Origin of the sequence: Streptomyces cinnabarinus (assembly GCF_027270315.1) — a bacterium.
In the GTDB taxonomy this organism is placed as follows: domain Bacteria; phylum Actinomycetota; class Actinomycetes; order Streptomycetales; family Streptomycetaceae; genus Streptomyces; species Streptomyces cinnabarinus.
Genome location: NZ_CP114413.1, coordinates 7,692,083 through 7,716,664, shown reverse-complemented (window position 1 = coordinate 7,716,664; position 24,582 = coordinate 7,692,083). Strand labels below are relative to the sequence as shown.

Sequence of the window (24,582 nt, the reverse complement as noted above, 5' to 3'; positions counted from 1 at the left end):
AGGCGACGCTACAGCCGGGTCCGGAAAGCTCACCCCTCCCGGATTGCAAGGTAAAGCTGCACGCCGGAGGGCACCCATTCGCGGGGGCGCGACCTACCGTCGGTCGCCTGGAACCACGTACTGGAGAGGACCCCCCGGATGACCACGATCATCAAGGTCGCGTCGGTGCCGCTGCTGGACCGCGGCGGATCCGTCGTCACGACACCGCTGATCACCACGCCCTCGGCGGGCGGCGAGAACCGGATCACCAGCGGGATGAGCGTGTATCCGGTGGGCTCCGGGGCGCCCTTGCACTCGCACAACTGCGACGAGCACGTGACGATCCTGGAGGGCGAGGCGGAGGTGGTGGTGGACGGCGTGGTGACGCGGCTGGAGCAGTTCGACACCACCTATGTGCCGTCGCCGATCCCCCATCTGTTCCGCAACGTCGGCGACCGGCCGCTGCGGATCCTGTGGGTGTACTCCTCGGGCCATGTGACACGCACCTTCACCGAGACGGGCCGGACGGTGGAACACCTGTCGACCGAGGACCAGATGGGCTGAACCCTGTGGTCGCCGTGGCGGGCCTGCTCGGCCCGTCCTGACGCAAGGCGGACGCCGGTCTCCCCGACCGGCGTCCGCCTCCCCCCTTCAGTGCGTGCCGACCAGCTCCTGCGGGGCCCTGTCCGCCGGGGTCTGTCGGCCGCCGCGCAGGGCGGCGATGCCGATGAAGACCATGGAGGACAGTCCGGCCAGGGCGAAGGCGGTGAATCCCCAGTCACCGTTGTTCGCGGCGAGCAGCTGGCCGCCGAGCCACGGGCCGAAGACGGCGCCGAAGCGGCCCATGCCGGAGGTCCAGCCGACGGCGGTGGCGCGGTTCTCGGGGTGGGAGCGGATGGAGACCGTCGCGTAGATCATCGTCTGGGCGCTGTTGAGGAACACACCGGTGAGGAAGACGACCGTCATGGTCACCCCGAGCGGCATGTGGACGCTGAGCATGAACACCCCGGCGGCGGTCAGCGCGAACCAGATCGCCGAGATGCGCGGGGCGCCGAAGCGGTCGGCGGCCCGGCCGGCGAGCAGCATGCCCGCGATGCCGCCGAGGTTGAAGACGACCACGAAGGTCAGGGCGGAGCCCAGGGCGTAGCCCTCGGCGCGCATCAGGGTGGGCAGCCAGGTGGCGACGCCGTAGACCAGCAGCAGTCCGCCGAAGGAGGCACTCCAGTACAGCAGGGTCTGGACCCACTCGCCGCCGCGGAAGAGGCCGACGAGGTTCGCCCAGCGGTCCGCGGCGCCCGCCTTCTCGGACTTGGCGGCGGGGAGTTCGACGTCGTAGCGGGTGGCGAGCGCGCGGGCCTCCGCCGTCCGCCCCTTGGCGACCAGGAAGCTCAGCGACTCGGGGAGGAACCTCGCGAGCACCGGCGCGAAGAGCAGCGGGAGCACGCAGACCCAGAAGGCCGCCCGCCAGCCGGCCGGCTCGATCAGCCACTTGGCGACGTAGGCGGAGAGGATGCCGCCCGCGTGGTGGGCGGTCATCAGCAGGCCGATGACGATCGCCGCCCGGCCGCGCGGGGCATAGTCGGAGACCATGCTGATCGCGGTCGGCAGCAGCCCGCCGAGCCCGACACCCGCGAGGGTGCGGCCGAGGCCGAAGACGGCGACGGAGTCGGCGATCGCGCAGACGCCGGAGGCCAGCGAGAACAGGATCACGCAGGACACCATGAGCTTCTTGCGCCCGATCCGGTCCGCCACGGTGCCCGCGGTCAGGGCGCCGACCAGCATGCCGAAGGTGGCGTAGGAGCCGAGGTCACCGGCCTGGTCGGGGGTCAGGCCGAAGGTCTGGGTCTCCAGCAGGTGCGGCAGTACCGAGCCGTAGATGAACATGTCGAGGCCGTCGAAGAGCACGGCCAGCCAGCACAGACCGACGACCAGAAGGGCCAGTCTGCCGCCGCGGGCGGATGGAGCGAGGGGGGACATCTTTGTACTTCCTCTCGTGCGGGGTGCGCTAGACGCTAAGGAGCCGTACCGAAAGAGTCAACGTTTTTGTCAACAATCTCATTGACGATCTGGTCGATGGTTTCGGTGCGGCTCCTCGCGCGCCCCTCTGACGCTCCTTACGCGACCGGCGGAGTCCCGTGGGTGTGGAACGACTCGATGGTCTGCAGGCCCCAGGCCTGCCCCTTCTTGCGCTCCTCCTCGGTCCAGGTGATCAGCGGCCAGTCCGGCGCCAGCACCAGCCGGGTGAGCGGATTGCACAGCTCGATCCGGTTGCCGCCCGGCTCGTAGACGTAGAGGAAGAACGTCTGCTGGATGGCGTGCTTGTGCGGTCCGGTCTCGATGAACACCCCGCTGTCGATGGCGAGATCGGCGGCGCGCAGGATGTCCTCGCGGGTGTCGGTGGCGAAGGCGATGTGGTGCAGCCGCCCGCTGGAGCCGGTCCAGTCCGAGGTATAGACGACGTCGTACGACTTGTTCGTGTACGTCAGCCAGCGCGCCGCGATCCGCCCGCTGTCCAGGCGGATCTGCTCGGTCGGCCGGGCACCGAGGACCTGTTGCTGGAACTCGGAGTTGGCGAGCACGTCGGCGGCGAGGAAGTTGATGTGGTCCAGCCGCCGCACGCCGACGCCCCGGTTGGGTTTGGCCTGCGGCTGGTTCTTCAGCGCGGGCCGCAACTCCTCGGGGGCCGCGTAGTGTTCGCTCTCCCAGTACAGGGCGTGCTCATGGCCGTCCGGGTCGGTGGTGACGTAGAGCCTGCCGAGGCCCGGTTCGTCCTCCACCCAGTGTCCTGAGCCGCCGGCCTCCTCGACCGCCTTCACCCGCCGCGCGAGCGCCTCCTCGCTCGAGGTGCGCAGGGCGAGCCTGCCGAGGCCGGGCCGGTCACGGGCGGTGAGGACCAGGCTGTGGTGCTCGTAGTCGTCGAAGGTCCGCAAATAGACGGTGTCGCGCTGGTGGTGATGGACCGTCAGGCCCAGATAGTCGGTGAAGAAGGCGACGCTGGCGTCCAGATCGGGAGTGAACAGCTGCGCGTGGCCGATGTGGGCGATGTCGCCGAGCGGCGGAGTCATCGGTGACCTCCTCGGGGTTGTGCGACGGCTCGGGGGAAGACGGTGCCGTCGAAGATCTTGCGGGCCGTGCGGACCACGGCGGTGCGGCGGGCGGAGGGCAGGCCGTCGGGAGTGGCCTTGAGACTACTGTCGATATCCAGGAATCCGGTGGGATGTTCTATGCGAATTCGGTCACTTTCGGGACTGATCACCGCAAGGTCGGCTCCCACGCCGCCTTCGATCCGCAGACCGGCGGCCACACTGGCCGCGCCCAGCACCCCGATGGAGGGGTGGCAGCGCACAGGAATGAAGGTGCGGGTGGTGATCGCACCGCCCTGGCGGGGCGGGGCGAGCAGCGTGAGCTTGGGCACGGTGGTGTCCGAGACGTCCCCGAGCCCCATCAGACGGCCCGCCCTCAGCCGGATCCGCCGCAGACGGTCGGCCAGCTCGACGTCCTCCTCCAGGTCCCTGGGCGACTCATAGCCGGTGACCTTGAGCGCGGCGGCCTCGATCAGCACCGTCGGCATGCCGTTGTCCACACAGGTCACCGGTACGCCGTCGACCTCGTCCCGGGGCCTTCCGGTCGGCAACAGGGCCGAGGCGCCCGCCGGGAACTCGATCACCACGGGCGCGGCCGTGCCGGGCACACCCGAGATCTCCGCGTCCCCGCCGTACTCGACCCGTCCGCCGGGACTGGGGAAGGTCGCAGTCGCGTAGTCACCGCTGTTGACCATGCGGATCCGTACGGCGGTCTCCTCCTCCCCCGCCCGGACGAGCCCGCGTTCCACGGCGAACGGGCCGATCCCGGCGAGGATGTTCCCGCAGTTCTGACGGTCGCTCACATCGGCTCGGTCGACGGCGACTTGGAGGAAGAGATAGTCGACGTCGGCGTGCGGGTCGGTCGACGGCGACACCACGGCCACCTTGCTGGTGAGCGGGTGCGCTCCGCCGAGCCCGTCGATCTGCCGCGCGTCCGGGCTGCCCATGATCCGCAGCAACAGCTCGTCCCGGGCGGCCGGTTCGGCAGGGAGGTCGGCGGCGAGGAAGTAGGCGCCCTTGGACGTGCCGCCGCGCATCAGCAGACACGGCACCTCGTCGCTCACGGCCGCGCTCCCTCGTACTCCTCGTACGTCCGGTAGTCGACGCCGAGCCGCTTGAGCGTGTCCCGCAATCCGTACCGGTCCAGGCCGAGTTGGCCGTCGAGGAAGGCGGCCCGGGTGGCGGCCTCCTTGGCCTCGCGGGCCTCGGCCCTCGCCGCCGTCTCGCGGGCGCGTTCGCGCGGGACGACCACGACACCGTCGTCGTCGGCGAGGATCACGTCGCCGGGGCGGATCACCTGGCCGTCGACGGCGATCGGCACATTGACCGAGCCGCCGGTGGCCTTGACGGTGCCCTGCGAGGAGACCGCCCGGGACCAGGCGGCGAAGCCCATGTCCCGCAGCTCCTGGGTGTCCCGGATACCGGTGTTGAGGACCACGCCCCGCACCCCGCGCTGTGTCAGCGCGGTCGCGAACAGCTCGCCGAACAGCCCGTCCGTGCACGGGGAGGTGGTGGTGACGACCAGGATGTCGCCGGCGCCGCACTGCTCCACGGCCGCGTGGATCATGAGGTTGTCGCCGGGCCAGCTGAGCACGGTGACGGCGGTACCCGCGACCCGTACGCCCTGCTGGACGGGGCGAATCCCCGGTCCCAGCAAGCCGGTTCGGCCCATCGCCTCACTGACCGTGGCGACCCCGAACCCGGCGAGCACCTCGACGTCCCGCGCGTCCGCCTTGGGCGGGCCGGTGACGATCACGCCGCTCATGCCAGCTCCTTCGCGATCTGCGGGTAGGGGCGCATGTACGCCTCGGCCATGGTCCTGTGGGCGAGACCCAGGTTGGGTCCGGCGTTGCGCTTGAGCTGGACACCGCGGCGGACGGCGAGGTCGGTGTAGTAGTCCCACAGGTGCCGCTGGGCGCCGAGGCACTCCATCGCCTTGCGCTTGGTCTCCCAGACCTCGGTGATGTCGAGCAGCACCTCGGGCCGGAAGCCGCTCATCTCGGGCTGGTGGGGCTCGAAGTAGAAGACCGGCGGGGCGCCGATGATCTCGCCCTCGCCCGGGTAGCCGATGGCCTGGGCGAGCACCCGGGCCTCCAGCGCCATCCGGTTGGCGGCGGGGTGGTCGCCGTTGTACGGGTCCTCGGTGGGGTGGGTGAGGACGACGTCCGGCTGGGTCGCGCGGTACACGGCGACGAGTCGGTCGGTCAGCTCGGCGGTGGCGACCAGCGGGTAGTCACCGGCGTCGAAGAAGCGGACCTCGGCGCCGAGAGTGGCGGCGGCCCGCTCGGCCTCGTCCCGCCGGATGGCCTTGATCTCCGCGAGCTGCTTCCCCTCGCGCCACGCCTTGGCGGACTCGCCGCGCTCGCCGAAGGTCAGACAGGCGATGGTGACCTTCTCCCCGCGGGCGGCGGCCAGGGCGACGGCGCCGCCTGCCCGCCACACGAAGTCCCCCGCGTGCGCGGTGACGACGAGGGTCGATCGTGGTGGGGTGGCGGGCGCGTTGGCCTGTGTCATGTCTGCGAACTCCTTGATGGACAGGTAGGCGCGCCCGCCTCAGGCGTGGTTCAGTCGCGCAGCGCCTCGATCACGCTGCTGAGGTGGGCGCGGACGGCCGTCTCGGCCGCCTCGGGGTCCCTGGCCCTGATCGCTTCGATCATCGCCAGATGCTCGTTCAGGGACTGCTGCGGACGCCCGGGCCGGAGGGCCAACTGGAAGCGGTGGCGCACCAGTTGGGCGTTGAGTCGCTCCAGCAGCTCCAGTGCGGTGCGCTGGCCGGAGAACTCCCGGATCCGGGTGTGCAGTTCATGGTTGAGGTCGGAGTAGGTGACCGGTTCACCGTCGGCCACGGCCTTGGTCATCGCCGTGCCCAGCTCGGTGAGTTCGGCCAGTTGCTCGTCGCCGGCCGCGACGGCCGCCTTCGCCGCGCACAGCCCTTCCAGGACCATGCGGCACTCGGTGATGGCGACCGCTTCCTCCACCGTGACGACCCGCACCCGCGAGCCGCGGTTGCGGATGCGCTCCACGAGGCCCTGGGCCTCCAGGTCGATGAGCGCCGCACGGATGCTCGCCCGTGTCACACCGAACTGCTCGGCGAGTTCGTTCTCCACCAGCCGCTGTGCCGGTGCCATCTCGCCGTGCAGGATCGCCTGCCGCAGCTGCGCGAGCGCGTGCTGTTTGGCCTGCTCCCCGGTGCTCGGACGGGCTTCATTCGGCATCGCTGCCCTCCCTGAGTGAGTGCCTGTCGAACCTAAAACTAGCCCAACAGAATTGTCAACAATTTTGTCCGACGTATTGCGGGCAGAGGCGGGGCGGCGGAGAAGGTGGTCGTCACGTTCGACGAGTGAGCCCTACGGCATCGGCGCCGCACCCTCGTACGCCCCGCGCAGGATCCGCAGCACTCCGTCCGCCGTCACCGTCCGCGGATTCTCCGGCACCTCCCGGGTGACCTGGTCCGCCGCCCGCGCCAAGTCGGCCTCGGCCAGACCGAGTTCGGCGAGGGAGCGGGGGACGCCCGGTGCGCGGGGAAGTTCCCACAGGGCGCGCGGGGCGTCGTCGGTGTCGAGGGCGCGGGCGATGGCCGCGACGGCTTCGGGGGCGGCGGGCGCGTTGTGGGCGAGGACGTGTGGCAGCACCAGCGTGTGCGTCTCGGCGTGCGGCAGGCCGTAGGAGCCGCCGAGGACATGGCAGAGCTTGTGGTGCAGGCCCATGGTGGCGGCGCCGAGGCTCAGTCCGCACAGCCAGGCCCCGTGCAGGGCCTGGCTCCTGGCCGGGAGGGACCCGGGCTCGGCGGCCACCGCCGGCAGCGCCCGCGCCATGACCCGGATGCCCTCCTCGGCCGTGAGCGCGGTCAGGGGCGAGGCGTCGGGCGCCCACAGGGCCTCGACGGCGTGCGCGATGGCGTTGACGCCGCTGGTGAGGGAGAGCGGCACCGGCAGGGAGAGGGTCAGGTCCGGGTCGTAGACGACGCTGCGGGGCTGGACCACCGGGTCCCGGCCGGTGCGCTTGGCGCCGTGCTCGGTCAGGCCCCACACGGCGGTCATCTCCGAGCCGGAATAGGTGGACGGTACGGCGATCAGGGGCAGGCCGGTGCGCAGGGCGACGGCCTTGCCGAGACCGATGGAGGAGCCGCCGCCGACCGCGACACAGCCGTCGGCGCCCGCCGCGCGCACCGCCGCCACGGCCCGGTCGGCGACCTCGACGGGGACGTGCATCCGGGCCTCGGCGTGCACCCCGGCGCAGCGCTCGCCGAGGGCGTCCGCGACGGCCCGCGCGGTGTCGGCGCCGCGCGCTCCGCAGAGCACCAACAGCCGCCGCAGGCCCAGTCGCCGGGCCTCCTCCGGGGTGGCGGTGAGGGCGGCACCGGGGCGCAGCACGGTCCGCACCGGCGGGAAGTCGTGGGTGAATGCGAGGGGCTCGCTGTCCTGCACGGTCGCTCCAGTACCAGGGGGTGGCGCGTCACTTGATGAGCGCGTTGGCCACCACCACACCTACCCCCAGAAGCGCGTCCACCAGTCCGATCAGCAGCGCGGTGCGCCAAGGGCGGTGCGCCCAGCGGGCCGTGACCAGGCCCAGGGTGAACAGCAGGGCGATGTTCAGGGTGAAGGCGGGGTACTCCACGCCGTTCGGGGGCCACCAGCCGAGGCCCGCCCCGGCCAGGATCGCCACCGTGGGCAGGACGGCCGTGACCAGGGGCCACTCCTCGGCGAGCACGCGTACCGCGTCCCAGCGGCGGTGCGGTGAGCGCTCGGCGATGTAGTGGGCGTAGCCGTGGGCGAGGGCGGAGGCCAGCGCGGTCACCAGCAGCCACAGGGCGTCGTAGCGGCGTCTGGCCTGGGAGGCCTGGCCGTACTGGCTGAGGGCGGCGACCATCGAGCAGGCGAGGACGGAGCCGTAGACACCGCCGAACATGATCGCCTCGCGGGTGTCGTGCCGGTGCCGTTCCGCGCCGGCGGCCGGGGTGTCCTGCGCCATGCCCTCCACGATCACCCGGCTCCGGCCGCCCCGCCAGTCGCGACGAAGTGTCCTCCCACCTGGGCCGATACCGCACACACTGTCGACGGTGCGGACCGGCCGCCGCTGGTTAGGGTCCTGCCATGAGCCACAGCTTCGTTGTCCATGTCCCCGACGCCGAGCTCGAACCCGAGCCGCTCGACCCGGCGCAGATCGTCTCCGGCACGCCCGAGGTGAGGGGGAAGGTGGTCTGGGAGTCGGCGGACGGGCGGCAGATCCGCGGGGTCTGGCAGATCACCCCGGGCGTGGTCACCGACACCGAGGCGGACGAGCTGTTCGTGGTGATCAGCGGTTCGGCCACGATCGAGGTCGAGGGCGGCGCGACGCTGGAGGTGGGGCCCGGCGACCTGGCGGTGCTGCGCGCGGGCGACCGTACGACCTGGACCGTGCACGAGACGCTGCGCAAGGCGTACGCGATCAATCTGTGAGCGGTGGGCCCGTGGTGCCCCTGATCTCCAGCGCGGGCGCGGCGAGGTGGACGCGGCCGGGGGCCTCGGGGTGGTCGAAGCGGTCCAGGAGGCAGCGGGCGGCGCGGCGGCCGACGTCGTGGCCGCCGCCGTCGACGGTGGTCAGCCACAGGTGCCGCAGCCGGGAGATGCTCGTGTTGTCGTAGCCGACGACGGACAGGTCGCGCGGCACCGCGAGGCCCAGTTCCTCGGCCGCCGAGAGCGCGCCGACACCGGCGATGTCGTTGACGGCGAAGACCGCGGTGGGCCGGTCGGGGCCGTGGCCCAGCAGGCGCACCATCGTGCGGTAGCCGCCCTCCTCGGTCATGTCGCTCGCCTCCACGCGCGCGTGCCCCGCGAGGCCGTGGGCGCGCATCGTCTCCTCGAAGCTGCGGCGGCGCAGTTCGCCCACCGCGCCGTAGCCCACGATGTGCGCGATCCGGCGGTGGCCGAGGCCGATGAGATGCTCGGTGACCAGCCGGGCGCCCCGCTCGTCGTCCCCCGCGACGACGTCGACCCGGGGCGGTACCGCCTCGCGGGCCCCGGCCACGACGACCGGCATCCGTGCGGCGACCGCCTCCAGCGCGGCCGGGTCGGGCAGGGTGCCGACCACGACGAGCCCGTCGACGCTCAGGTCGAGGAAGAGGTCGGCAGGGGCCTGGCCGGTGCGCCGGTTGAGGCGGGCGTCGGCGAGGAGCATACGCAGGCCGTTGTCGTGCAGCAGGGAGTTCAGCCCGTCGAGCAGCTCGACGAACCAGGGGTTGCGCAGGTCGTTCAGGAGGACGCCGACGGTGCGGGTGCGGCGCTCGCTGAGGCTGCGGGCGGCGGTGTTCGGGCGGTAGCCGAGTTCGCGTACGGCGCGCAGCACGGCCTCGCGCTTCTCCGGCCGCACCTGCTCGGAGCCGCGCAGGACCAGTGAGACGAGGGATTTAGAGACACCGGCCCGTTCGGCCACGTCACGGATGGTCGGCGCTCTCATGCCCTGGACCGTTCCATGGGCCGACCGGCCTTGTCAAAGGGTTGACATCGTCGAGGAATGCCGCTCAGGGTGGGCTGGACAGATTCTGGACCGGTCCAAAGAGGGGCTGTCATGGTGGATGCGCTCGGGGTCGCCGTCATCGGGTTCGGCTGGATGGGCCGGGTGCACACCCAGGCATACGCCCGGGTCCGCCACCACTATCCGCGGCTCCCCCTGCGCCCGGAGCTGGTCGCCGTCGCCGAGGAGGTGCCGGGCCGGGCCGCGGAGGCCGCCGCGCAGTTCGGCTTCGCCGCCGCCACCCGCGACTGGCGCGAGGTGGCCGCCGATCCCCGGGTGCGGGCGGTCAGCGTCACCGCCCCGAACTTCCTGCACCGCGAGATCGGCGTCGCCATGGCCGAGGCGGGCAAGCACCTGTGGATCGAGAAGCCGGTGGGCCTGAGCGCCGAGGACGCCCGCGCGGTCGCCGACGCGGTCGCCAGGGCCGGGGTACAGGGCGCGGTCGGCTTCAACTACCGCAACGCGCCCGCGGTGGAGGCGGCGCGCGAGCTGATCGCCGCCGGGGAGATCGGCACGGTCACACACGCGCGCGTGCGGCTGTTCAGCGACTACGCGGCCCATCCCGAGGGCGCGCTGACCTGGCGCTACGAACGGGAGCGCGGCGGCAGCGGAGTCCTCGGCGACCTCGCCTCGCACGGCGTGGACCTGGCCCGCCACCTCCTCGGCGACCTCGTCTCGCTCACCGCCGACACGGCGGTCTTCGTACCGCAGCGCGCCCGCCCGACCGGCGTCACCGCCGGGCACACCCGCGCGGCGGGCGGGGAACTCGGCCCGGTCGAGAACGAGGACTACGTCAGCTGCCTGCTCCGCTTCGCCTCCGGCGCCCGCGGCGTCCTGGAGGCCTGCCGGGTCTCGGTCGGCGAGCAGAACAACTACGGCTTCGAGGTGCACGGCACCAAGGGCGCGGTGTTCTGGGACTTCCGCCGGATGAACGAACTCGGCGTCAGCCGCGGCACGTCGTACCAGGACCAGCCCGTCAGCACGGTCTACGTCGGTCCGGGCGACGGCGAGTTCGGCGCCTTCCAGCCCGGCGCCGCCAACGCCATGGGCTACGACGACCTGAAGGTCGTGGAGGCGTACCGCTTCCTGCGCTCGATCGCGGAGGGCAGGGCGTACGGCGCCACGCTCACGGACGCCGTGCGCAGCGCCGAGGCCCTGGACGCGATGACCCGGTCCGCCGCGACCGGCGCCTGGGTGGACCTGCCTACGCCGTAGGCATGTTGTAGGGCGTGACCACCTGGATCGCGGACGGCAGCGAGGGTCCCGCGGGCGGCAGCGCGCCGTGGGCGCGCATCACGTGGTGGCACGCCTCGCGCAGGTCCTGGCGCAGATCGTGGTGGAGGACAGCGGACAGCCGGTGCTCACGCAGCAGCCGGGTGTTGTCGTGGTCGAGGTCGTGGGCGACGAACACCGCGCACGCCCGGCCGACGTCGGCGAAGGCCCGGAGGGTGGCGATGTTGCCGCCGCCGATGGAGTAGACGGCGCGGATCTCCGGATCGCGGTCGAGGGCGGCCCGGACCAGGTCGTACTGGGTGGCGTCCAGGCCCTGGCCCTCGGCGATCTCCACCAGCGCGCGCTCGGGGTGGCGGGCCCGCATGGCACTGCGGAAGCCCATCTCGCGCTCCTCCTCGTTGCGGAAGAAGCCACTGGAGAGGCTGGTGAGCACATTGCCGGGCCGGTCGCCGAGCCACTGGCCCATCAGATAAGCGGCGGTGGCGCCGGCGGCCCGGTTGTCGATGCCGACGTAGGCCAGGCGCGAGGTGGACGGCAGGTCGGTCACCAGCGTCACGACGGGGATCCCGGCCTCCGTCAGCCGGCCGACGGCGGCCGTGATCTCGGGGACGTCCGGGGCCTTGAGGATCACTCCCTGCGAGCCGCGCCGGGCGATCCGGTCCAGGGTCCGGGTCAGCTCCTCGACCGGCCCGGTCTCCCGGAAGTGGAAGCGCGAGCGCACCACCGCCGGGTGCAGCGAGGGCAGTTCGGCCTCCAGGGCGGCCCGTACGGCGGTGCTGAACCGCTCGGGGGTCTGCATCACGATGTCGACCATGAAGGTACGGCCGACCAGCCGGACCTGGGTGCGCTGCCGGTCCAGGTCGGCGATGGCCTGTTGGACCTCCCGCGCGGTGCTCTCCCGCACCCCTCCCCTGGCGTTGAGCACCCGGTCCACCGTGGCCTCGCTCAGACCTGCCTGACGTGCGATCTCACGGATCGGGAACGGGTGGCCCATACCGGGACTCCTTGAGGGGTTTTTGATGGATGCCTGCTGGTTGTTCGACGGCTTTGTCCTGACAAGAATGACAGGGCTGAGTCGCCCCTGTCACCGAGAGGACACCGATGTCCTTCACTCCCGTACACCGCCGTGTGTGGCTGTCCGCGCGGGACTGCGACCTCGACTCCTTCCGCCCGCTCGTCGAGCGCGCCACCGACCCCGTCGACTATCCGCACGCCATCGCGGTGGAGCGGAACGTCCTGGTCTACGACGGGACCGCGACGGGTGAGGGGCTGCGTGAGGAGCTGGTGCGCGCGCTCACCGACGGCCCCGGTGTCGTATTGTTCCGCGGCGCGTTCCCCGACCCGGCGGTCGTCGACCGGGTCACCGGGGTCTTCGAGGCCCTGATCGCCGAGCAGCGTGCCGCGGGCACCACGGCCGGGGACCACTTCGCCAGGCCGGGGGCCAACGACCGGGTGTGGAACGCGCTGGAGAAGGCCGCCCGCCACGACCCGTCAGCCTTCGCCGACTACTACGCCAACGACGTCCTCGCCCTGGTCTCCACGGCCTGGCTCGGCCCCGGCTACCAGGTCACCTCGCAGGTCAACGTCGTCAACCCGGGCGGCACCGCGCAGACCGCGCACCGCGACTACCACCTGGGCTTCCTCTCCGACGAGGTCGCCGCCGCCTATCCGGCGCACGTGCACCGCCTTTCCCCCGTACTGACCCTCCAGGGCGCCGTGGCCCACGGCGACATGCCGGTGGAGTCGGGCCCGACGCTGTACCTGCCGTACTCGCAGACGTACGAGCCGGGCTATCTGGCCTGGCGGAGGCCGGAGTTCCAGGCGTACTTCGACGCCCACCACGTCCAACTGCCGCTGGCCAAGGGCGACGCGGCCTTCTTCAACCCGGCGCTGTTCCACGCCGCGGGCACCAACCGCTCGGCGGACGTACGCCGTATGGCGAATCTGCTCCAGGTGTCGTCCGCGTTCGGGCGGGCCATGGAGACGGTGGACCGGGAGGCGGTGGTGAACGCCGTCTACCCCGTGCTGCTGGAGCGGCGGGCCGCGGGCGCGGCGGAGCCCTGGCTGGAGAACGTGATCGCGGCGAGCGCCGAGGGCTACCCCTTCCCCACCAACCTCGACCGCGACCCGCCCGTCGACGGACTCGCCCCGCCCGCCCAGGCGGACCTCGTCCGGCGCGCGCTGCGCGAGAGCTGGACGCCGTCGGTGCTGCGGGACGCGCTGAGGTCCGGCGCCGAGCGGCGCGCGAGCTGAAAGGAACGGCACCATCATGGGACTTCTCGACGACAAGGTCGTCCTCGTCAACGGCGGCACCCAGGGCGTCGGTGCCGCCGTCGCGCGGGCCGCGGTCCGCGAGGGGGCGGTCGTGGCCGTCACCGGGCGGCGGGCCGAGCCCGGCGAGGCGCTGGTGGCGGAGCTGACCGCCGCGGGCGGCAAGGCCCTGTTCGTCCGCGCCGACCTGGCCGACGCCGAGCAGCCGAAGGCGGCCGTCGCCGAGGTCGTGGCGGCCTACGGGCGGATCGACTGCCTGGTCAACGCCGCCGGGCTGACCTCCCGGGGCACCCTGCTGGACACCACGCCCGAGCTGTTCGACCAGCACGTGGCGATCAACCTCAGGGCGCCCTTCTTCGCCATGCAGGCCGCGGTCGCGGACATGGTGGCCCGCGAGGCGCCGGGCACGATCGTCAACGTCATCACGTCGTCGGCGCACGGCGGACAGCCCTTCCTCGCGCCGTACGTCGCCGCCAAGGCCGGGCTCGTCGGGCTCACCCGCAACGCCGCCCACGCCCACCGCTTCGACCGGATCCGGATCAACGGCCTCAACATCGGCTGGACGGCGACCGAAGGCGAGGACGCGACCCAGCGCACCTTCCACGGCGCGGGCGACGACTGGCGGGAACGCGCCGCGGCCCGGCTGCCGATGGGCACATTGGGCCGGCCGGAGGAGATCGCCGACTTCGTGGTGTTCCTGCTCTCGGAACGCTCCGGGGTGGTCACCGGCTCGGTGATCGACTGGGACCAGAACGTCCTTGGTGGACTGGACTAGCGAAACCCCTGCCCTACTTCCTGGACCAGCAAGACCCCTGCACTACTTCTAGGAGCCGCACCCTCATGCGCATCGGAATCCTCGGCCTCGGCCGCATCGGCGCCTTCCACGCCGAGACCCTCTCCGGACTCAACGCCGTCGACTCCCTCGTACTCACCGACCCGTTCGCGGACGCGGCGAAGTCCGCCGCCGAGCGGTTCGGCGGCGAGGTCGTGGACTCGCCCGAGGCCCTGTTCGCCGCCGGAGTGGACGGCGTCGTCGTCGCCGCGGCCACGGACGCCCATCCCGCGCTGATCCGCGCCGGGGTCGAGGCGGGCATCCCCGTCTTCTGCGAGAAGCCCGTCGCCCGGACCATGACCGAGGGCGTCGAGGTCCTCAAGGCCGTGGCGGGCGCGGGCGTGCCGATCCAGATCGGCTACAACCGCCGCTTCGACGCCGGGTTCGTCGCCGCGCGGGCCGCCGTGCTCGGCGGTGAGCTGGGCAAGCTGCACACCGTACGGTCGACCACGCTGGACCCGGCGCCGCCGCCCGCCGGGTACATCGCCGCCTCCGGCGGCATCTTCCGGGACTGCTCGGTGCACGACTTCGACATCATCCGCTGGGTCACCGGACGCGAGGTGACCGAGGTGTACGCCGTCGGCGGCAACCGGGGCGCCGACTACATCCGGGAGGCGGGCGACGCCGACACCACCGGCGCGCTCCTCACCCTGGACGACGGCACCCTCGCGGTGGTCTCCAACTCCCGCCACAACGCCCGGGGTTACGACGTCCGCATGGAGATCCACGGCTTCACGGACTCCATCGCCGTGGGCCTGGAGGACAAGCTGCCGCTGCGCTCCGTGGAACCCGGGGTCACGTTCCCCGCGGGCACCCCGCACGACTTCTTCATGGACCGCTTCACGGCCGCCTACCGCGCCGAACTCACCGCGTTCACCGAGGTCGTGGCCGGCACCCGGACCTCCCCGTGCACGATCGAGGACGCCCTGGAGGCGGGCTGGATCGCCGACGCCTGCACCCTGTCCCTGCACGAGCACCGCCCCGTCACGATCGAGGAAGTACGGCAGGCCTGAGCGAACCGGGCGACGGGCACCCGCGGCGCGGGTGCCCAGGCCGGTCGGAGTCAGCCCGTCTTCTCGCTGATGTTGACCATCCACGGCACCCCGAACCGGTCGGTGCACATGCCGAAGACGTCGCCCCACATCTGCTTGTCCAGGGGCACGGAGACCTGGCCGCCCTCGGAGAGCTTCTCCCAGTAGCCGCGCAGCTCGGTGTCGTCGTCGCCGCTGAGACTCACGGCGTATTTGTGCTCGCCCTGCTTGCCGGCCCCCTCGGGGTTGTCGGCGCCCATCAGGGTGAAGCCGTTCGGGGTCTCCAGCAGGCCGTGCATGATCTTGTCGGCCATCGCCGGGTCCGGCTGGCCGAAGTCGCCGTAGGAGTTCAGGTTCAGCGTGCCGCCGAAGACCTGCTGGTAGAACTCCATCGCCTGGCGGGCGTCGCCGGCGAAGGTGAGGTAGGGGTTGAGTCGTGAAGCCATCACTAGCCTCCCGGTACGGGAACGGTCACTGCTGGGCACGCTAGCGCGGGGCACTGACAACGGCCTGTCGAGGGCTCGAGGCGTGTCTCAGCCGTAGAACGTCGGCCGTGCGGCCAGCTCCACCTCCACCCGGCCGCCCTCGCGCAGGGAGCGCACCCCGGCCTCGCAGACGGCGGCGGCCGCGTACCCGTCCCAGATGCCCGGACCGGTGACCTCGCCACGCCGGGTGGCGTCGACCCAGGCCTGGACCTCCCGGTCGTAGGCGTCGGCGAACCGTTCGGTCCAGTCCTGGGCGATGCTGCCGCCCCAGCGTCCGGCCATGGCGGTGACCAGGTCGTGGCCGTCGCCGACCCGGGCGGTGCCGCGTTCGCAGACCACCTCGGCCTGCACCTGGTAGCCGAAGCCGCAGTTGACGAAGATCTCCACGTCCGCGAGGGCACCGCCGGCGGTCTCCAGGACCACGAACTGCGGGTCGATCAGCCCCTCGGGGGCACCTGCGGACGAGGTCGGACGCAGCACCGTGACGGCCGTGATCTCCTGGCCGGTCAGCCAGCGGGTGACGTCCACCTCGTGGGAAACCGAGTCGGTGATCAGCATGTCGGAGGTGAAGAAGGACGCGCTCGCGACATTGCGGTGCCGCTGGTGCAGCATCAGCGGGCGGCCCAGCTGCCCGGTCTCCAGCAGCGCCTTGAGCCGGACGTACTCGGCGTCATAGCGGCGCATGAAGCCGACCTGGACGCGCCGTCCGCCGAGGGCCCGCTCGGCCTCGACGAGACGGAGTGCGGAGGCGGCGTCGGGGGTGAGGGGCTTCTCGCACAGCACCGGAAGGCCGCGGGCGAAGGCGGCCATCAGCGCGGCCTCGTGCGCCGGGCCCGGGGAGGCGACGAGGACGGCGTCGACCTCGGCCGACGCCATCGCCGCGGCCGGGTCGGTGTGCACGGCGCAGCCGTCGACGCGGCCGGCCACGGCCTTGGCCCGCTCCGCGTCGACGTCCACCACGGCCGTGACCCGCGCCCCGCTGATGACCTCCTGGATCCGGCGGACGTGGTCGGCGCCCATGCGTCCGGTGCCGATGACGGCGATGCCCAGGGGCGTGGTCATGGATGTCCTCTCAGGCGCCGCAGGACCTCAGGAACTTGCGGGTGCGTACGGCGATCGGCAGCGGCTTGTCCGGCTCGCAGGGGTACATGTCCTGCTCGACGATGGCGAACAGCTCGACCCCGAGCCGCTGCGCGGCCACCAGCACCGGCTCCAGCTCCGGCACCCCGGCGGGCGGTTCGCACATCACGCCGCGCTGGACGGCCGGTCCGAACGGGATCTCGTTCTTCACGACGTCCGCGAGGATCTCCGGGTCGACCTGCTTGAGGTGCAGATAGCCGATGCGCTCGCCGTAGGTCTCGATCAGCTTGACGCTGTCCCCGCCGCAGTAGGCGTAGTGCCCGGTGTCCAGGCAGAGGTTGACGAGGTCGGAGTCGGTGGAGTCGAGGAAGCGCTCCACATGGTCCTCGGTGTCGATGTGGGTGTCGGCGTGCGGGTGGACCACGATGTCGAGGCCGTAGGCCTCCTGTACCTCGTGTCCGAGGCGTTCCATGCCCTTGGTGAGGTGGGCCCACTGCGCGCCGGTGAGCTCCGGCGGCTCCAGGATCTCGGCGGTCTTGTCGTCGCGCCAGAAGGAGGGGATGACGACGAGGTGCTTGGCGCCCATCGCCTGGGTGAGGGCTGCGACCTGGCTGACGTGCTCCCAGGTGGACTCCCAGACGGCGGGGCCGCGGTGCAGTCCGGTGAAGACCGTACCGGCGGACACCTTGAGGTCGCGCCTGGTGATCTCGTCGGTGAGGCGGGCGGGGTCGGTGGGGAGATAGCCGTACGGGCCCAGCTCGATCCACCGGTATCCGGCCTCGGCGACCTCGTCCAGGAAGCGTTCCCAGGGGACCTGCTGGGGGTCGTCGGGGAACCACACGCCCCAGGAGTCCGGGGCGGAGCCGACCCGGATGCGGTCCAGTGCCGCCATGTTCACGCCTTCCCTTCGGTGGTGCCGGTGGTGCCGGTGGTGCCGGGCGCGGGTGCGGTGAGGTCGCTCTCCTCGGGGAGTTCGTCCACATCGACTCCGCGCACCTGTGACAACTCGTGCTTGAGGGCGGCCAGTTCGGTGCCGCCGGCCATGTGGTTGGTGAGTTCCTCCAGGCTGACCTGGTCGCGTGCGGCGGACAGTTCCAGGGTGCCCAGGCGCAGCACGCTGAAGTGGTCGCCGACCATGTAGGCGTGGTGCGGGTTGTGGGTGATGAAGATGACGCCGAGGCCGCGGTCGCGGGCGGCGGCGATGTACTTCAGCACGACGCCGGACTGTTTGACGCCGAGGGCGGCGGTGGGCTCGTCCAGGATGAGGACGCGGGCGCCGAAGTGGACGGCGCGGGCGATGGCCACGCACTGGCGCTGGCCGCCGGAGAGGGTGCCGATGGGCTGTTCCAGGTCGTCCAGGACGATGCCCATGTTGCGCAGTTCCTGGTCGGCGGTCCTCTTCATCGTCTCGATGTCGAGGCGGCGGACGGGCCAGGGGCCCTTGGTCAGCTCGGAGCCGAGGAAGAAGTTGCGCCACACCGGCATCAGCGGGACGGTGGCGAGGTCCTGGTAGACGGTGGCGATGCCGCGGTCCAGGGCCTCGCGGGGGGTGGTGAAGCGCACTGGTTCGCCGTCGACGAGGAACTCGCCCTCGGTGTGCTGGTGCAGCCCGGAGATGATCTTGATGAGGGTGGACTTGCCGGCGCCGTTGTCGCCGAGCACACAGGTCACCTGGCCGGGGTGGACGGCGAGGCTGACGCCGTGCAGGGCGCGGATGTTGCCGTAGGACTTGCCGGCGCCGCGCAGTTCGACGATCGGCCGGCCCTCCTCGGGACCCGTGTCCTTGAGGATGGCACCGTGAGGGGTGGTCATTGCGGTCACCTCCGGGTCGCCGTCCGGCGGACCCACAGATTGATGAGCGTGGCGCCCAGGAGCATCACGCCCAGGAACGCCTTGAACCAGTCGGGGTTCCAGCCTGCGTAGACGATGCCCTGCTGGACCATACCGAACATGAACGCGCCGAAGACCGGACCGATCGCCGAGCCGTAGCCGCCGGTCAGCAGACAGCCGCCGATGACGGCCGCGGCGATGTAGATCAGCTCCTGGCCGACGCCTTCGCCGGACTGCACGGTGTTGAAGGAGAACAGCTGGTGCATGCCGACGAACCAGGCGCCGAAGCCGACCAGCATGAACAGCGAGATCTTGGTGAAGGTGACCGGCACACCGACGGCCCGCGCGGACTCCTTGTTGCCGCCGACCGCGAAGATCCAGTTGCCGTACTTGGTGCGCAGCAGCACCCAGGTGGCGAGCGCGGCGAAGACCAGCCACCACACGATGGTGATCTTCACCTGGACACCGCCGACGTCGAAGGACGACGCGAACAGGGCCTTGGCCTGGCCGAATCCGTCCATGTCGCTGATGTCGTCGGTGGCGACGTTGCCGGTGACCCACTTGGTGATGGCGAGGTTCGCGCCCTGGAGGATCAGGAAGGTGCCCAGAGTGACCAGGAAGCTCGGCAGGCCGGTCTTCACCAGCATCCAGCCGTTGAACAGACCCACCGCCAGCGACACGATCAGGGCCGCGATCACACCGACCCATACGTTCATGGTCAGTTGGTAGCTGATCATGCTGGCGGTGAGCGCCGAGGTGATGACGGCGACACCCGACGACAGGTCGAACTCGCCGCCGATCATCAGCAGGGCCACGGGCAGCGCCATGATCCCGATGGTGGACGACTGGTACAGGATGTTGGCCATCGAGCCGCCGTCGCGCACCGGCGGGGCGGTGATGAGGAAGAACACCAGCACCGCCACGGCGCCCAGGAAGACGCCCACTTCGGGCCGGGCGAGCAGCCGCAGCGCCAGCGGGCGCCGGGCGGTGCGCCCGTCGGTCTCCTTCGGGCCGGGGGCCGGCGGTGTGGTCACCGCCGGGTCGGCATGCCGGGTCGTACCCATCACCGGGTGCCCTTCGAGGCGAAGCCCGCCACCGCGTCGACGTTGGTCTTGTCGACGAAGGCCGGGCCGGTCAGCACCGGCTGCTCACCGCCGCCCATGTAGTTGCCGTTGTTCTTGTAGAGCCACAGCGAGTCGATGGCCAGGTAGCCCTGGAGGTAGGGCTGCTGGTCGACGGCGAACTCGATCGTGCCCTTGCTGATGGCTCCGGTGAGGTCCTTGTTGAGGTCGAAGGTGGCGACCTTCGCCTTGCTGGACGACTCCGACACCGACTGGGCGGCGGTCAGCGCGAACGGGGCGCCGAGGGTGACGACGTAGTCGATCGCCTTGTCCTCGGCGAGCTTTGCGGTGATCGTCGACTTCACCGAGGGCATGTCGGTGCCGTTGACGTTCAGCGTCTCGACCGAGCCGGAGAAGGTCTTCTCCACGCCGTCGCAGCGCTGGGTGAGGCCGATGTTGCCCTGCTCCTGGATGACACAGACGGCCTTCTTGGCCCCCGCCTCGTTCAGCCGCTTGCCGAGCGCCTCGCCCGCGACGGTCTCGTCCTGGCCGAAGAACTCCATCAGGCCGAGTTCCTGCCACTCGCTGACGCCCGAGTTGAGGCCGACGACGGGTATGTTCGCCGCCTTCGCCTTGGCTATGACGTCCTTCAGGGCGTCCGGCTTGGCGAGTGTGACGGCGATGCCGTCGACCTTCTGGTCGATCGCGTTCTGCACCAGGTTGGCCTGGACGCCGGCGCTGGGGTCGGCCGAGTAGATCAGCTCGACGTTGTCCTTGGCGGCGGCAGCCTCGGCGCCCTTGCGGACGATGTCCCAGAAGGTGTCGCCCGGCGACTGGTGGGTGACCAGGGCGACCTTCATGCGCGGGGTGTCGGCCTTGCCCGCGGCGGCGCCGTCCGCGCTTTCCTCGGCCTTCTTGCCGCCGGAGCCGCTGGAGCAGCCGGCGAGGGTCAGTGCGGCCGCTGCGGCCAGGGCCACCAGGGGCGCCATTCTGCGGGAGCGGGAGTGCGAAGAGCGGTCCATCTTTCCTGCACCTCACTGTGCGACGGGGGAAAGCCGGGAAGGAAACGCGGCTGGTGCGTTGGTCCCGGATCCAATCCCCTGTGGCGCCCGCTGTCAATACTTTGTTAAGACATCATTTCACAATCAGGTCCGAATGTAAGTACAAACTCTTGACAGGGCCGGGCCAGGGGGCCTACACCTGGGAGGCGGCGGGAACGATCTCTACCCGCTGCGGTCGGGCGTATCCCTGGCCCGGCGGGAGATCTTGAACGGAGCCCCAGCCCCCTCCCCGAAAGGCAGGTACGTCCATGGCGAAGACCCGTGCGGGCGCCCGCGACCGGGCCGCCTCCGCGCTCGACACCCTGCACTTCGCCCTCGACCGGAACAGTCCGGTGCCGCTGTACTACCAGCTCGCCCAGCAACTGGAGGCGGCGATCGAGCACGGGGCGCTCGCTCCGGGCAACCTCCTCGGCAACGAGATCGACCTGTCCACCCGGCTCGGGCTGTCCCGGCCCACCGTCCGCCAGGCCATCCAGTCCCTCGTCGACAAGGGACTGCTGGTCCGCCGCCGCGGCGTCGGCACGCAGGTCGTGCACAGCCAGGTCAAGCGCCCCCTGGAGCTCAGCAGCCTCTACGACGACCTGGAGGCGGCCGGACAGGGTCCGACCACCCGGGTCGTACGGAACGAGACCGTCCCCGCGGCGGCGGACGTCGCGGCCGCCCTCGGCCTCGCGCAGGGCGCCGAGGTGACGCTCCTGGAGCGGCTGCGCTCCACCCACGGCCAGCCGGTGGCGCTGCTGTGCAACTACCTCCCCGCAGGCCTCCTGGAGCTGGACACCGCCAGGCTGGAGGCCACCGGCCTGTACCGGATGATGCGTGCCGCCGGGATCACCCTGCACAGCGCCCGCCAGACCGTGGGCGCCCGCAGCGCCACCGCCGAGGAGGCGGCCCGGCTGGACGAGAAGGAGGGCGCGGCCCTGCTCACCATGCAGCGCACGGCCTACGACGACACCGGCCGCGCGGTCGAGTACGGCACGCACATCTACCGCGCCTCGCGCTACGCCTTCGACTTCCAGCTGCTGGTCAGGACTTGAGCATCGCGGTGAACGGTGTGACAGGCCGCTCCAGGCGTTCACCGTCCAGGACGATCTCGACCGCCTCGTTGTAGAAGGCCACCAGCCCCTGGACGGGGGCCACCGCGGCCAGCGGCTCGGCGTAGCTCCAGACGATGTTCCGCGGGACCTCTCCCTCGCCGCTCCAGCTCCAGTACCGGGCCGTGCCCTTGTACGGGCACCCGGTGCGGTGGTCGGTGGGCTCGAACAGGTCGAGCCTGACGTCCTCGCGGGGGATGTAGTACCGGGTCGGCAGTCCGGTCTCGAACAGCAGCACCGGCCGGTGGGTGTCCGCGACGACCGTGCCGCCGATCTCCACCTGGACATGGCGGCTGCTGGGCATGGCGTCCACCCGTTTGTGCGGGTCGCGCGGGTGGATGAAGATCTCTTCCTCCTCCTCGAACCAGTGGTCGAGGCCGCTCCCCCAGCGCCAGAACCACTCGAAGGCGATGTGGCCGGCGAGGTCGGCGGCGGGGAACGTCCACGCCACGTTCGCCACCGGCTCGCCGTCGGCCTCCAGGTCGTAGAAGATCTGCGACCCCGTGTGCTTGCCCGGTGTCGGGTTCCTGGCCGGGCGGAGGAGGTCGGTGCGGACCTCCTCGCGCGGGAACGCGTGGCACGGGACGGGCAGCTCGGGTTCCCAGACCAGGACGGGGTGCCGGCTGTCGACGACGGTGACATCACCCTTGAGGCCGCGTACCCAGCGCTCGCTGGGCTCCCAGAGGAGGCCTTCGGGGGTCGTCCGGACGTTCCGCTCGGTGGGGAACAGAGGCATGACCCACCCTCCTTCGGCTCCTCTTCGGAGCGTACTCCGGCGGTTGTGCGCGGGCCCGCGGTCGAGCCGGGTCTTGACCTCACGGACAATCCGGGGCAAACATGTACATATACGCCGTAAACATATGGCGTCGACTCCCGGAGACTCCAGCACCATGAACGCTTCACATCTGACCGAACCCGGCGCCTTCGATCCACCGTCCCGCAACGGCGCCGCCGCCCCTCAGCCCGCGGCCCGCGGGTCCACGGACCGGCCGGCCCACCCCCTGCGCCGCGCGGAGGACCACCCCCCGCCCCGGGCCACCGTCAGCCTGGTCGTGCCCGCTCGCAACGAGGCGCGCAACATCCCCTGGGTCTTCGAACAGATCCCGGACTGCGTCGACGAGGTGATCCTGGTCGACGGCGACTCCAGCGACGCCACGGTGCACATGGCCAGGCACTGCCTGCCGACCGTCCGCCACGTCCAGCAGAGCGGCCCGGGCAAGGGGAACGCGCTACGGACCGGCTTCCTCGCCGCGGGCGGCGACTACATCGTGATGATCGACGCGGACGGCAGCATGCTGCCCGAGGAGATCCCGCACTACCTGCACTTCCTGGACAACGGCTACGACTTCGTGAAGGGGTCGCGGTTCATCGCGGGCGGCGGATCACTCGACATCACTCGCATCCGGCGCTGGGGCAACCTCGCGCTGCTGACGACGGTGAACCACCTCTACCACGCCTCGCTCACAGACCTCTGCTACGGGTACTGCGCCTTCCGTCGCAGCTTCCTGGACGACCTCGACCTGCACTCCACCGGGTTCGAGATCGAGACCGAGATGATCGCGCACGCGCTGCGCTCCGGACTGCGGATCGCCGAGGTTCCGAGCCTGGAGCTGCCGCGCCGCAGCGGCCGCTCCAACCTGCACGCCGTATCGGACGGCCGGCGGGTGCTGCGCACGCTCCTCGCCGAGCGACCGGGAGCACAGCCGGCGGGCACAGGGAGCAGCTGATGGGTTCCACCGGCCAACGCCTCCACGTCCCCATGGACACCCCTGTCGAGGTGGTCGACATCGATCTGGCCGAGCCCGGCAGGTTCAGCCCACCGGGCAGCCGCGAACGTATCCAGCCACACGGCCCGGCATTCGCCCTCGTGCGACGGCAGGGCCATCCGCTCTGCATGATCGGCGGCAGCGCCGCCGACCCCGCCGAGCTGTGGCAGACCCTGGCCGACGCGGCCCGGCGCGAACTCGAAGCTCTCTCGGTCCGCGCGTCTCGGCGCACCGCCGAGGCCGGGCCCAGGTCGGCGGGACGGCCCGGGGACGCGCCCCGCGTCAGCGTGGTCGTCCCCACGCACAACCGCTGCGCACTGCTGCGCCGGTGCCTGGACTCGCTCCTGCGGTCGGACTACCCGGAGTCCCGGTTCGAGGTCATCGTGGTGGACAACGCTCCGGCCGACAACGCCACCGAGCAACTGGTCCGCCAGGCATACGGCCCACAGGTCCGCTATATAAGGGAAGCCGTCGCAGGCTCCGCCCGCGCGCGCAACCGGGGACTGGCCGCCGCGCACAGCGCCATCGTCGCCTTCACCGACGACGACACCCTCGTCGACAGCGGATGGCTGAGCGCGCTGGCCGAGGCGTTTTCCACCAGCCGAGCGATCGGGTGCGTGACAGGGCTGATCGCCCCCGCGGAACTCCAGACCGAAGCCCAGGCCGTCCTGGAACGGCACAACGGATTCGGCAAGGGGTACGACACGCGCACCTGGTCGCTGCACGACCCGCCCGAGGATCCGCTCTTCCCGTTCACCGCCGGGCAGTTCGGCGGCGGGGCCAACATGGCCTTCCGCACGGACCTGCTGAGGTCGCTCGGCGGCTTCGACCCAGCGACCAGCGCCGGAACGCCGGCACACGGCGGCGAGGATCTGCTGGCCTTCTTCCGGGTTCTCGTCCACGGGAGCACGCTCGCCTACACGCCGGACGCGATCGTCTGGCACAGTCAGCGGCGTTCCATGGACGCGCTGGCGACGCAGATCTTCTCGTACGGCTCCGGGTTCACCGCCTACCTGACCGCGGCGCTCGTCCACGAGCCCCGCATGCTGCCCGTTCTGCTGCGCAAGCTTCCCGGTGGCGTGCGCTACCTGGCGGCCAGGGCTCGCAGGCTCGACCACGACGACGGCGCGGGATGGTCCCGCAGACTCGCTCTCCTGGAGCTGCGGGGAATGCTGTACGGCCCACTGGGCTATCTGCGCAGCCGCCTTTCCGAGCGCGAACACGACCGGGACGGTCGCCGTCATGGCACCCGTCGGGTGGCTGCGGTACAGGGCTTGTGATGCACTT

26 protein-coding genes are annotated in these 24,582 nt (G+C 71.2%); 9 read left to right on the top strand and 17 right to left on the bottom strand.

All coding sequences use genetic code 11. The features are described 5' to 3' along the window. Window positions 1–138 precede the first annotated feature (138 nt). The gene (locus tag STRCI_RS34835; RefSeq protein ID WP_269662950.1) at window positions 139–543 is read left to right on the top strand and encodes a cupin domain-containing protein; all 405 of its coding nucleotides are present in this window, start codon (window positions 139–141) and stop codon (window positions 541–543) included. An 87-nt stretch (window positions 544–630) separates the two neighbouring features. On the opposite strand, the gene STRCI_RS34830 is transcribed toward STRCI_RS34835, so the two are convergent. From STRCI_RS34830 to STRCI_RS34795, 8 genes are all read right to left on the bottom strand, one after another. Further along, a complete protein-coding gene (locus STRCI_RS34830) occupies window positions 631–1,956 on the bottom strand; it encodes an MFS transporter (RefSeq protein ID WP_269662949.1) in 1,326 nt (441 codons plus the stop codon). A gap of 137 nt (window positions 1,957–2,093) precedes the next feature. Further along, on the bottom strand, window positions 2,094–3,044 hold the full coding sequence (locus STRCI_RS34825; RefSeq protein ID WP_269662948.1) for a catechol 2,3-dioxygenase: 951 nt from the start codon (window positions 3,042–3,044) through the stop codon (window positions 2,094–2,096). Then, a complete protein-coding gene (locus STRCI_RS34820; RefSeq protein ID WP_269664729.1) occupies window positions 3,041–4,099 on the bottom strand; it encodes a 4-oxalomesaconate tautomerase in 1,059 nt (352 codons plus the stop codon). Before STRCI_RS34820 ends, STRCI_RS34825 begins: the two co-directional genes overlap by 4 nt. A 23-nt stretch (window positions 4,100–4,122) precedes the next feature. Next, window positions 4,123–4,827 carry a 4-carboxy-4-hydroxy-2-oxoadipate aldolase/oxaloacetate decarboxylase gene (locus tag STRCI_RS34815; protein WP_269662947.1) on the bottom strand — a complete coding sequence of 235 codons (705 nt, stop codon included), beginning with the start codon at window positions 4,825–4,827 and terminating at the stop codon, window positions 4,123–4,125. Further along, window positions 4,824–5,576 (bottom strand): PIG-L deacetylase family protein, encoded by a 753-nt coding sequence (locus STRCI_RS34810; protein WP_269662946.1) that lies wholly within the window; start codon window positions 5,574–5,576, stop codon window positions 4,824–4,826. Before STRCI_RS34810 ends, STRCI_RS34815 begins: the two co-directional genes overlap by 4 nt. 50 nt (window positions 5,577–5,626) lie before the next feature. Then, complete coding sequence (locus tag STRCI_RS34805) at window positions 5,627–6,277, bottom strand: GntR family transcriptional regulator (RefSeq protein WP_269662945.1); 651 nt, start codon at window positions 6,275–6,277, stop codon at window positions 5,627–5,629. A 132-nt stretch (window positions 6,278–6,409) separates the two neighbouring features. Next, a complete protein-coding gene (locus STRCI_RS34800; protein WP_269662944.1) occupies window positions 6,410–7,489 on the bottom strand; it encodes a maleylacetate reductase in 1,080 nt (359 codons plus the stop codon). Window positions 7,490–7,517: 28 nt separating this feature from the next. Beyond that, window positions 7,518–8,033: a hypothetical protein gene (locus STRCI_RS34795; protein ID WP_269662943.1), complete on the bottom strand. Its 516-nt coding sequence runs from the start codon at window positions 8,031–8,033 to the stop codon at window positions 7,518–7,520. A 122-nt stretch (window positions 8,034–8,155) separates the two neighbouring features. Here STRCI_RS34795 and STRCI_RS34790 point away from each other — a divergent pair, with 122 nt between their 5' ends. Continuing rightward, window positions 8,156–8,500 (top strand): cupin domain-containing protein, encoded by a 345-nt coding sequence (locus STRCI_RS34790; protein ID WP_269662942.1) that lies wholly within the window; start codon window positions 8,156–8,158, stop codon window positions 8,498–8,500. Here the strand turns inward: STRCI_RS34790 and STRCI_RS34785 are convergent. Continuing rightward, window positions 8,490–9,497 (bottom strand): LacI family DNA-binding transcriptional regulator, encoded by a 1,008-nt coding sequence (locus tag STRCI_RS34785; protein WP_269662941.1) that lies wholly within the window; start codon window positions 9,495–9,497, stop codon window positions 8,490–8,492. The two genes, STRCI_RS34790 and STRCI_RS34785, sit on opposite strands and share 11 nt — an antisense overlap. A gap of 111 nt (window positions 9,498–9,608) precedes the next feature. On the opposite strand from STRCI_RS34785, the gene STRCI_RS34780 reads away from it, so the two are divergent. Further along, window positions 9,609–10,769: a Gfo/Idh/MocA family protein gene (locus STRCI_RS34780; RefSeq protein ID WP_269662940.1), complete on the top strand. Its 1,161-nt coding sequence runs from the start codon at window positions 9,609–9,611 to the stop codon at window positions 10,767–10,769. Here the strand turns inward: STRCI_RS34780 and STRCI_RS34775 are convergent. Next, window positions 10,759–11,781 (bottom strand): LacI family DNA-binding transcriptional regulator, encoded by a 1,023-nt coding sequence (locus STRCI_RS34775; RefSeq protein ID WP_269662939.1) that lies wholly within the window; start codon window positions 11,779–11,781, stop codon window positions 10,759–10,761. The two genes, STRCI_RS34780 and STRCI_RS34775, sit on opposite strands and share 11 nt — an antisense overlap. A 107-nt stretch (window positions 11,782–11,888) precedes the next feature. Here STRCI_RS34775 and STRCI_RS34770 point away from each other — a divergent pair, with 107 nt between their 5' ends. The 3 genes from STRCI_RS34770 to STRCI_RS34760 all read left to right on the top strand — a co-directional run bounded on the left by STRCI_RS34770 (window position 11,889) and on the right by STRCI_RS34760 (window position 14,903). Further along, window positions 11,889–13,040 carry a phytanoyl-CoA dioxygenase family protein gene (locus tag STRCI_RS34770; RefSeq protein WP_269662938.1) on the top strand — a complete coding sequence of 384 codons (1,152 nt, stop codon included), beginning with the start codon at window positions 11,889–11,891 and terminating at the stop codon, window positions 13,038–13,040. 16 nt (window positions 13,041–13,056) lie between these two features. Continuing rightward, a complete protein-coding gene (locus STRCI_RS34765; RefSeq protein ID WP_269662937.1) occupies window positions 13,057–13,833 on the top strand; it encodes an SDR family oxidoreductase in 777 nt (258 codons plus the stop codon). A 65-nt stretch (window positions 13,834–13,898) separates the two neighbouring features. Next, window positions 13,899–14,903, top strand: a complete 1,005-nt coding sequence (locus STRCI_RS34760) for a Gfo/Idh/MocA family protein (protein WP_269662936.1) — start codon at window positions 13,899–13,901, stop codon at window positions 14,901–14,903. A gap of 50 nt (window positions 14,904–14,953) precedes the next feature. Here STRCI_RS34760 and STRCI_RS34755 read toward each other — a convergent pair whose 3' ends face one another. The 6 genes from STRCI_RS34755 to STRCI_RS34730 form a co-directional block, all read right to left on the bottom strand. Further along, a complete protein-coding gene (locus STRCI_RS34755; protein ID WP_269662935.1) occupies window positions 14,954–15,367 on the bottom strand; it encodes a VOC family protein in 414 nt (137 codons plus the stop codon). Between the two features lie 87 nt (window positions 15,368–15,454). Next, the gene (locus tag STRCI_RS34750) at window positions 15,455–16,468 is read right to left on the bottom strand and encodes a Gfo/Idh/MocA family protein (protein ID WP_269662934.1); all 1,014 of its coding nucleotides are present in this window, start codon (window positions 16,466–16,468) and stop codon (window positions 15,455–15,457) included. Window positions 16,469–16,478: 10 nt separating this feature from the next. Beyond that, window positions 16,479–17,378 carry a sugar phosphate isomerase/epimerase family protein gene (locus STRCI_RS34745; protein ID WP_269662933.1) on the bottom strand — a complete coding sequence of 300 codons (900 nt, stop codon included), beginning with the start codon at window positions 17,376–17,378 and terminating at the stop codon, window positions 16,479–16,481. Between the two features lie 2 nt (window positions 17,379–17,380). Beyond that, entirely contained in the window at window positions 17,381–18,298 is a 918-nt protein-coding gene (locus tag STRCI_RS34740; RefSeq protein ID WP_269662932.1) for an ATP-binding cassette domain-containing protein, read from the bottom strand. A 5-nt stretch (window positions 18,299–18,303) separates the two neighbouring features. Then, complete coding sequence (locus tag STRCI_RS34735) at window positions 18,304–19,380, bottom strand: ABC transporter permease (RefSeq protein ID WP_269662931.1); 1,077 nt, start codon at window positions 19,378–19,380, stop codon at window positions 18,304–18,306. Continuing rightward, window positions 19,380–20,399 (bottom strand): sugar ABC transporter substrate-binding protein, encoded by a 1,020-nt coding sequence (locus STRCI_RS34730; protein ID WP_269662930.1) that lies wholly within the window; start codon window positions 20,397–20,399, stop codon window positions 19,380–19,382. The genes STRCI_RS34735 and STRCI_RS34730 overlap by 1 nt, the downstream gene beginning before the upstream one ends. A gap of 287 nt (window positions 20,400–20,686) precedes the next feature. Here STRCI_RS34730 and STRCI_RS34725 point away from each other — a divergent pair, with 287 nt between their 5' ends. Next, a complete protein-coding gene (locus STRCI_RS34725; RefSeq protein ID WP_269662929.1) occupies window positions 20,687–21,472 on the top strand; it encodes a GntR family transcriptional regulator in 786 nt (261 codons plus the stop codon). On the opposite strand, the gene STRCI_RS34720 is transcribed toward STRCI_RS34725, so the two are convergent. Further along, a complete protein-coding gene (locus STRCI_RS34720; RefSeq protein WP_269662928.1) occupies window positions 21,462–22,265 on the bottom strand; it encodes a DUF427 domain-containing protein in 804 nt (267 codons plus the stop codon). The genes STRCI_RS34725 and STRCI_RS34720 overlap by 11 nt on opposite strands. Window positions 22,266–22,419: 154 nt before the next feature. Between STRCI_RS34720 and STRCI_RS34715 the strand changes: the two genes are divergently transcribed. Together STRCI_RS34715 and STRCI_RS34710 are read left to right on the top strand one after the other, a co-directional pair. Further along, entirely contained in the window at window positions 22,420–23,256 is an 837-nt protein-coding gene (locus STRCI_RS34715; RefSeq protein WP_269662927.1) for a glycosyltransferase family 2 protein, read from the top strand. Further along, the gene (locus STRCI_RS34710; protein ID WP_269662926.1) at window positions 23,256–24,575 is read left to right on the top strand and encodes a glycosyltransferase; all 1,320 of its coding nucleotides are present in this window, start codon (window positions 23,256–23,258) and stop codon (window positions 24,573–24,575) included. The genes STRCI_RS34715 and STRCI_RS34710 overlap by 1 nt, the downstream gene beginning before the upstream one ends. Window positions 24,576–24,582 lie beyond the last annotated feature (7 nt).

Bases quoted from the DNA above. Each gene is read 5' to 3' on its own strand.
- STRCI_RS34780 (WP_269662940.1), top strand. From the start codon at position 9,609: ATGGTGGATGCGCTCGGGGTCGCCGTCATCGGGTTCGGCTGGATGGGC.
- STRCI_RS34795 (WP_269662943.1), bottom strand. From the start codon at position 8,033: ATGGCGCAGGACACCCCGGCCGCCGGCGCGGAACGGCACCGGCACGAC.
- STRCI_RS34825 (WP_269662948.1), bottom strand. From the start codon at position 3,044: ATGACTCCGCCGCTCGGCGACATCGCCCACATCGGCCACGCGCAGCTG.
- STRCI_RS34745 (WP_269662933.1), bottom strand. From the start codon at position 17,378: ATGGCGGCACTGGACCGCATCCGGGTCGGCTCCGCCCCGGACTCCTGG.
- STRCI_RS34750 (WP_269662934.1), bottom strand. From the start codon at position 16,468: ATGACCACGCCCCTGGGCATCGCCGTCATCGGCACCGGACGCATGGGC.
- STRCI_RS34805 (WP_269662945.1), bottom strand. From the start codon at position 6,277: ATGCCGAATGAAGCCCGTCCGAGCACCGGGGAGCAGGCCAAACAGCAC.
- STRCI_RS34810 (WP_269662946.1), bottom strand. From the start codon at position 5,576: ATGACACAGGCCAACGCGCCCGCCACCCCACCACGATCGACCCTCGTC.
- STRCI_RS34725 (WP_269662929.1), top strand. From the start codon at position 20,687: ATGGCGAAGACCCGTGCGGGCGCCCGCGACCGGGCCGCCTCCGCGCTC.
- STRCI_RS34815 (WP_269662947.1), bottom strand. From the start codon at position 4,827: ATGAGCGGCGTGATCGTCACCGGCCCGCCCAAGGCGGACGCGCGGGAC.
- STRCI_RS34715 (WP_269662927.1), top strand. From the start codon at position 22,420: ATGAACGCTTCACATCTGACCGAACCCGGCGCCTTCGATCCACCGTCC.
- STRCI_RS34730 (WP_269662930.1), bottom strand. From the start codon at position 20,399: ATGGACCGCTCTTCGCACTCCCGCTCCCGCAGAATGGCGCCCCTGGTG.
- STRCI_RS34765 (WP_269662937.1), top strand. From the start codon at position 13,057: ATGGGACTTCTCGACGACAAGGTCGTCCTCGTCAACGGCGGCACCCAG.
- STRCI_RS34735 (WP_269662931.1), bottom strand. From the start codon at position 19,380: ATGGGTACGACCCGGCATGCCGACCCGGCGGTGACCACACCGCCGGCC.
- STRCI_RS34720 (WP_269662928.1), bottom strand. From the start codon at position 22,265: ATGCCTCTGTTCCCCACCGAGCGGAACGTCCGGACGACCCCCGAAGGC.
- STRCI_RS34820 (WP_269664729.1), bottom strand. From the start codon at position 4,099: ATGCGCGGCGGCACGTCCAAGGGCGCCTACTTCCTCGCCGCCGACCTC.
- STRCI_RS34790 (WP_269662942.1), top strand. From the start codon at position 8,156: ATGAGCCACAGCTTCGTTGTCCATGTCCCCGACGCCGAGCTCGAACCC.
- STRCI_RS34830 (WP_269662949.1), bottom strand. From the start codon at position 1,956: ATGTCCCCCCTCGCTCCATCCGCCCGCGGCGGCAGACTGGCCCTTCTG.
- STRCI_RS34755 (WP_269662935.1), bottom strand. From the start codon at position 15,367: ATGGCTTCACGACTCAACCCCTACCTCACCTTCGCCGGCGACGCCCGC.
- STRCI_RS34775 (WP_269662939.1), bottom strand. From the start codon at position 11,781: ATGGGCCACCCGTTCCCGATCCGTGAGATCGCACGTCAGGCAGGTCTG.
- STRCI_RS34835 (WP_269662950.1), top strand. From the start codon at position 139: ATGACCACGATCATCAAGGTCGCGTCGGTGCCGCTGCTGGACCGCGGC.
- STRCI_RS34785 (WP_269662941.1), bottom strand. From the start codon at position 9,497: ATGAGAGCGCCGACCATCCGTGACGTGGCCGAACGGGCCGGTGTCTCT.
- STRCI_RS34760 (WP_269662936.1), top strand. From the start codon at position 13,899: ATGCGCATCGGAATCCTCGGCCTCGGCCGCATCGGCGCCTTCCACGCC.
- STRCI_RS34710 (WP_269662926.1), top strand. From the start codon at position 23,256: ATGGGTTCCACCGGCCAACGCCTCCACGTCCCCATGGACACCCCTGTC.
- STRCI_RS34770 (WP_269662938.1), top strand. From the start codon at position 11,889: ATGTCCTTCACTCCCGTACACCGCCGTGTGTGGCTGTCCGCGCGGGAC.
- STRCI_RS34740 (WP_269662932.1), bottom strand. From the start codon at position 18,298: ATGACCACCCCTCACGGTGCCATCCTCAAGGACACGGGTCCCGAGGAG.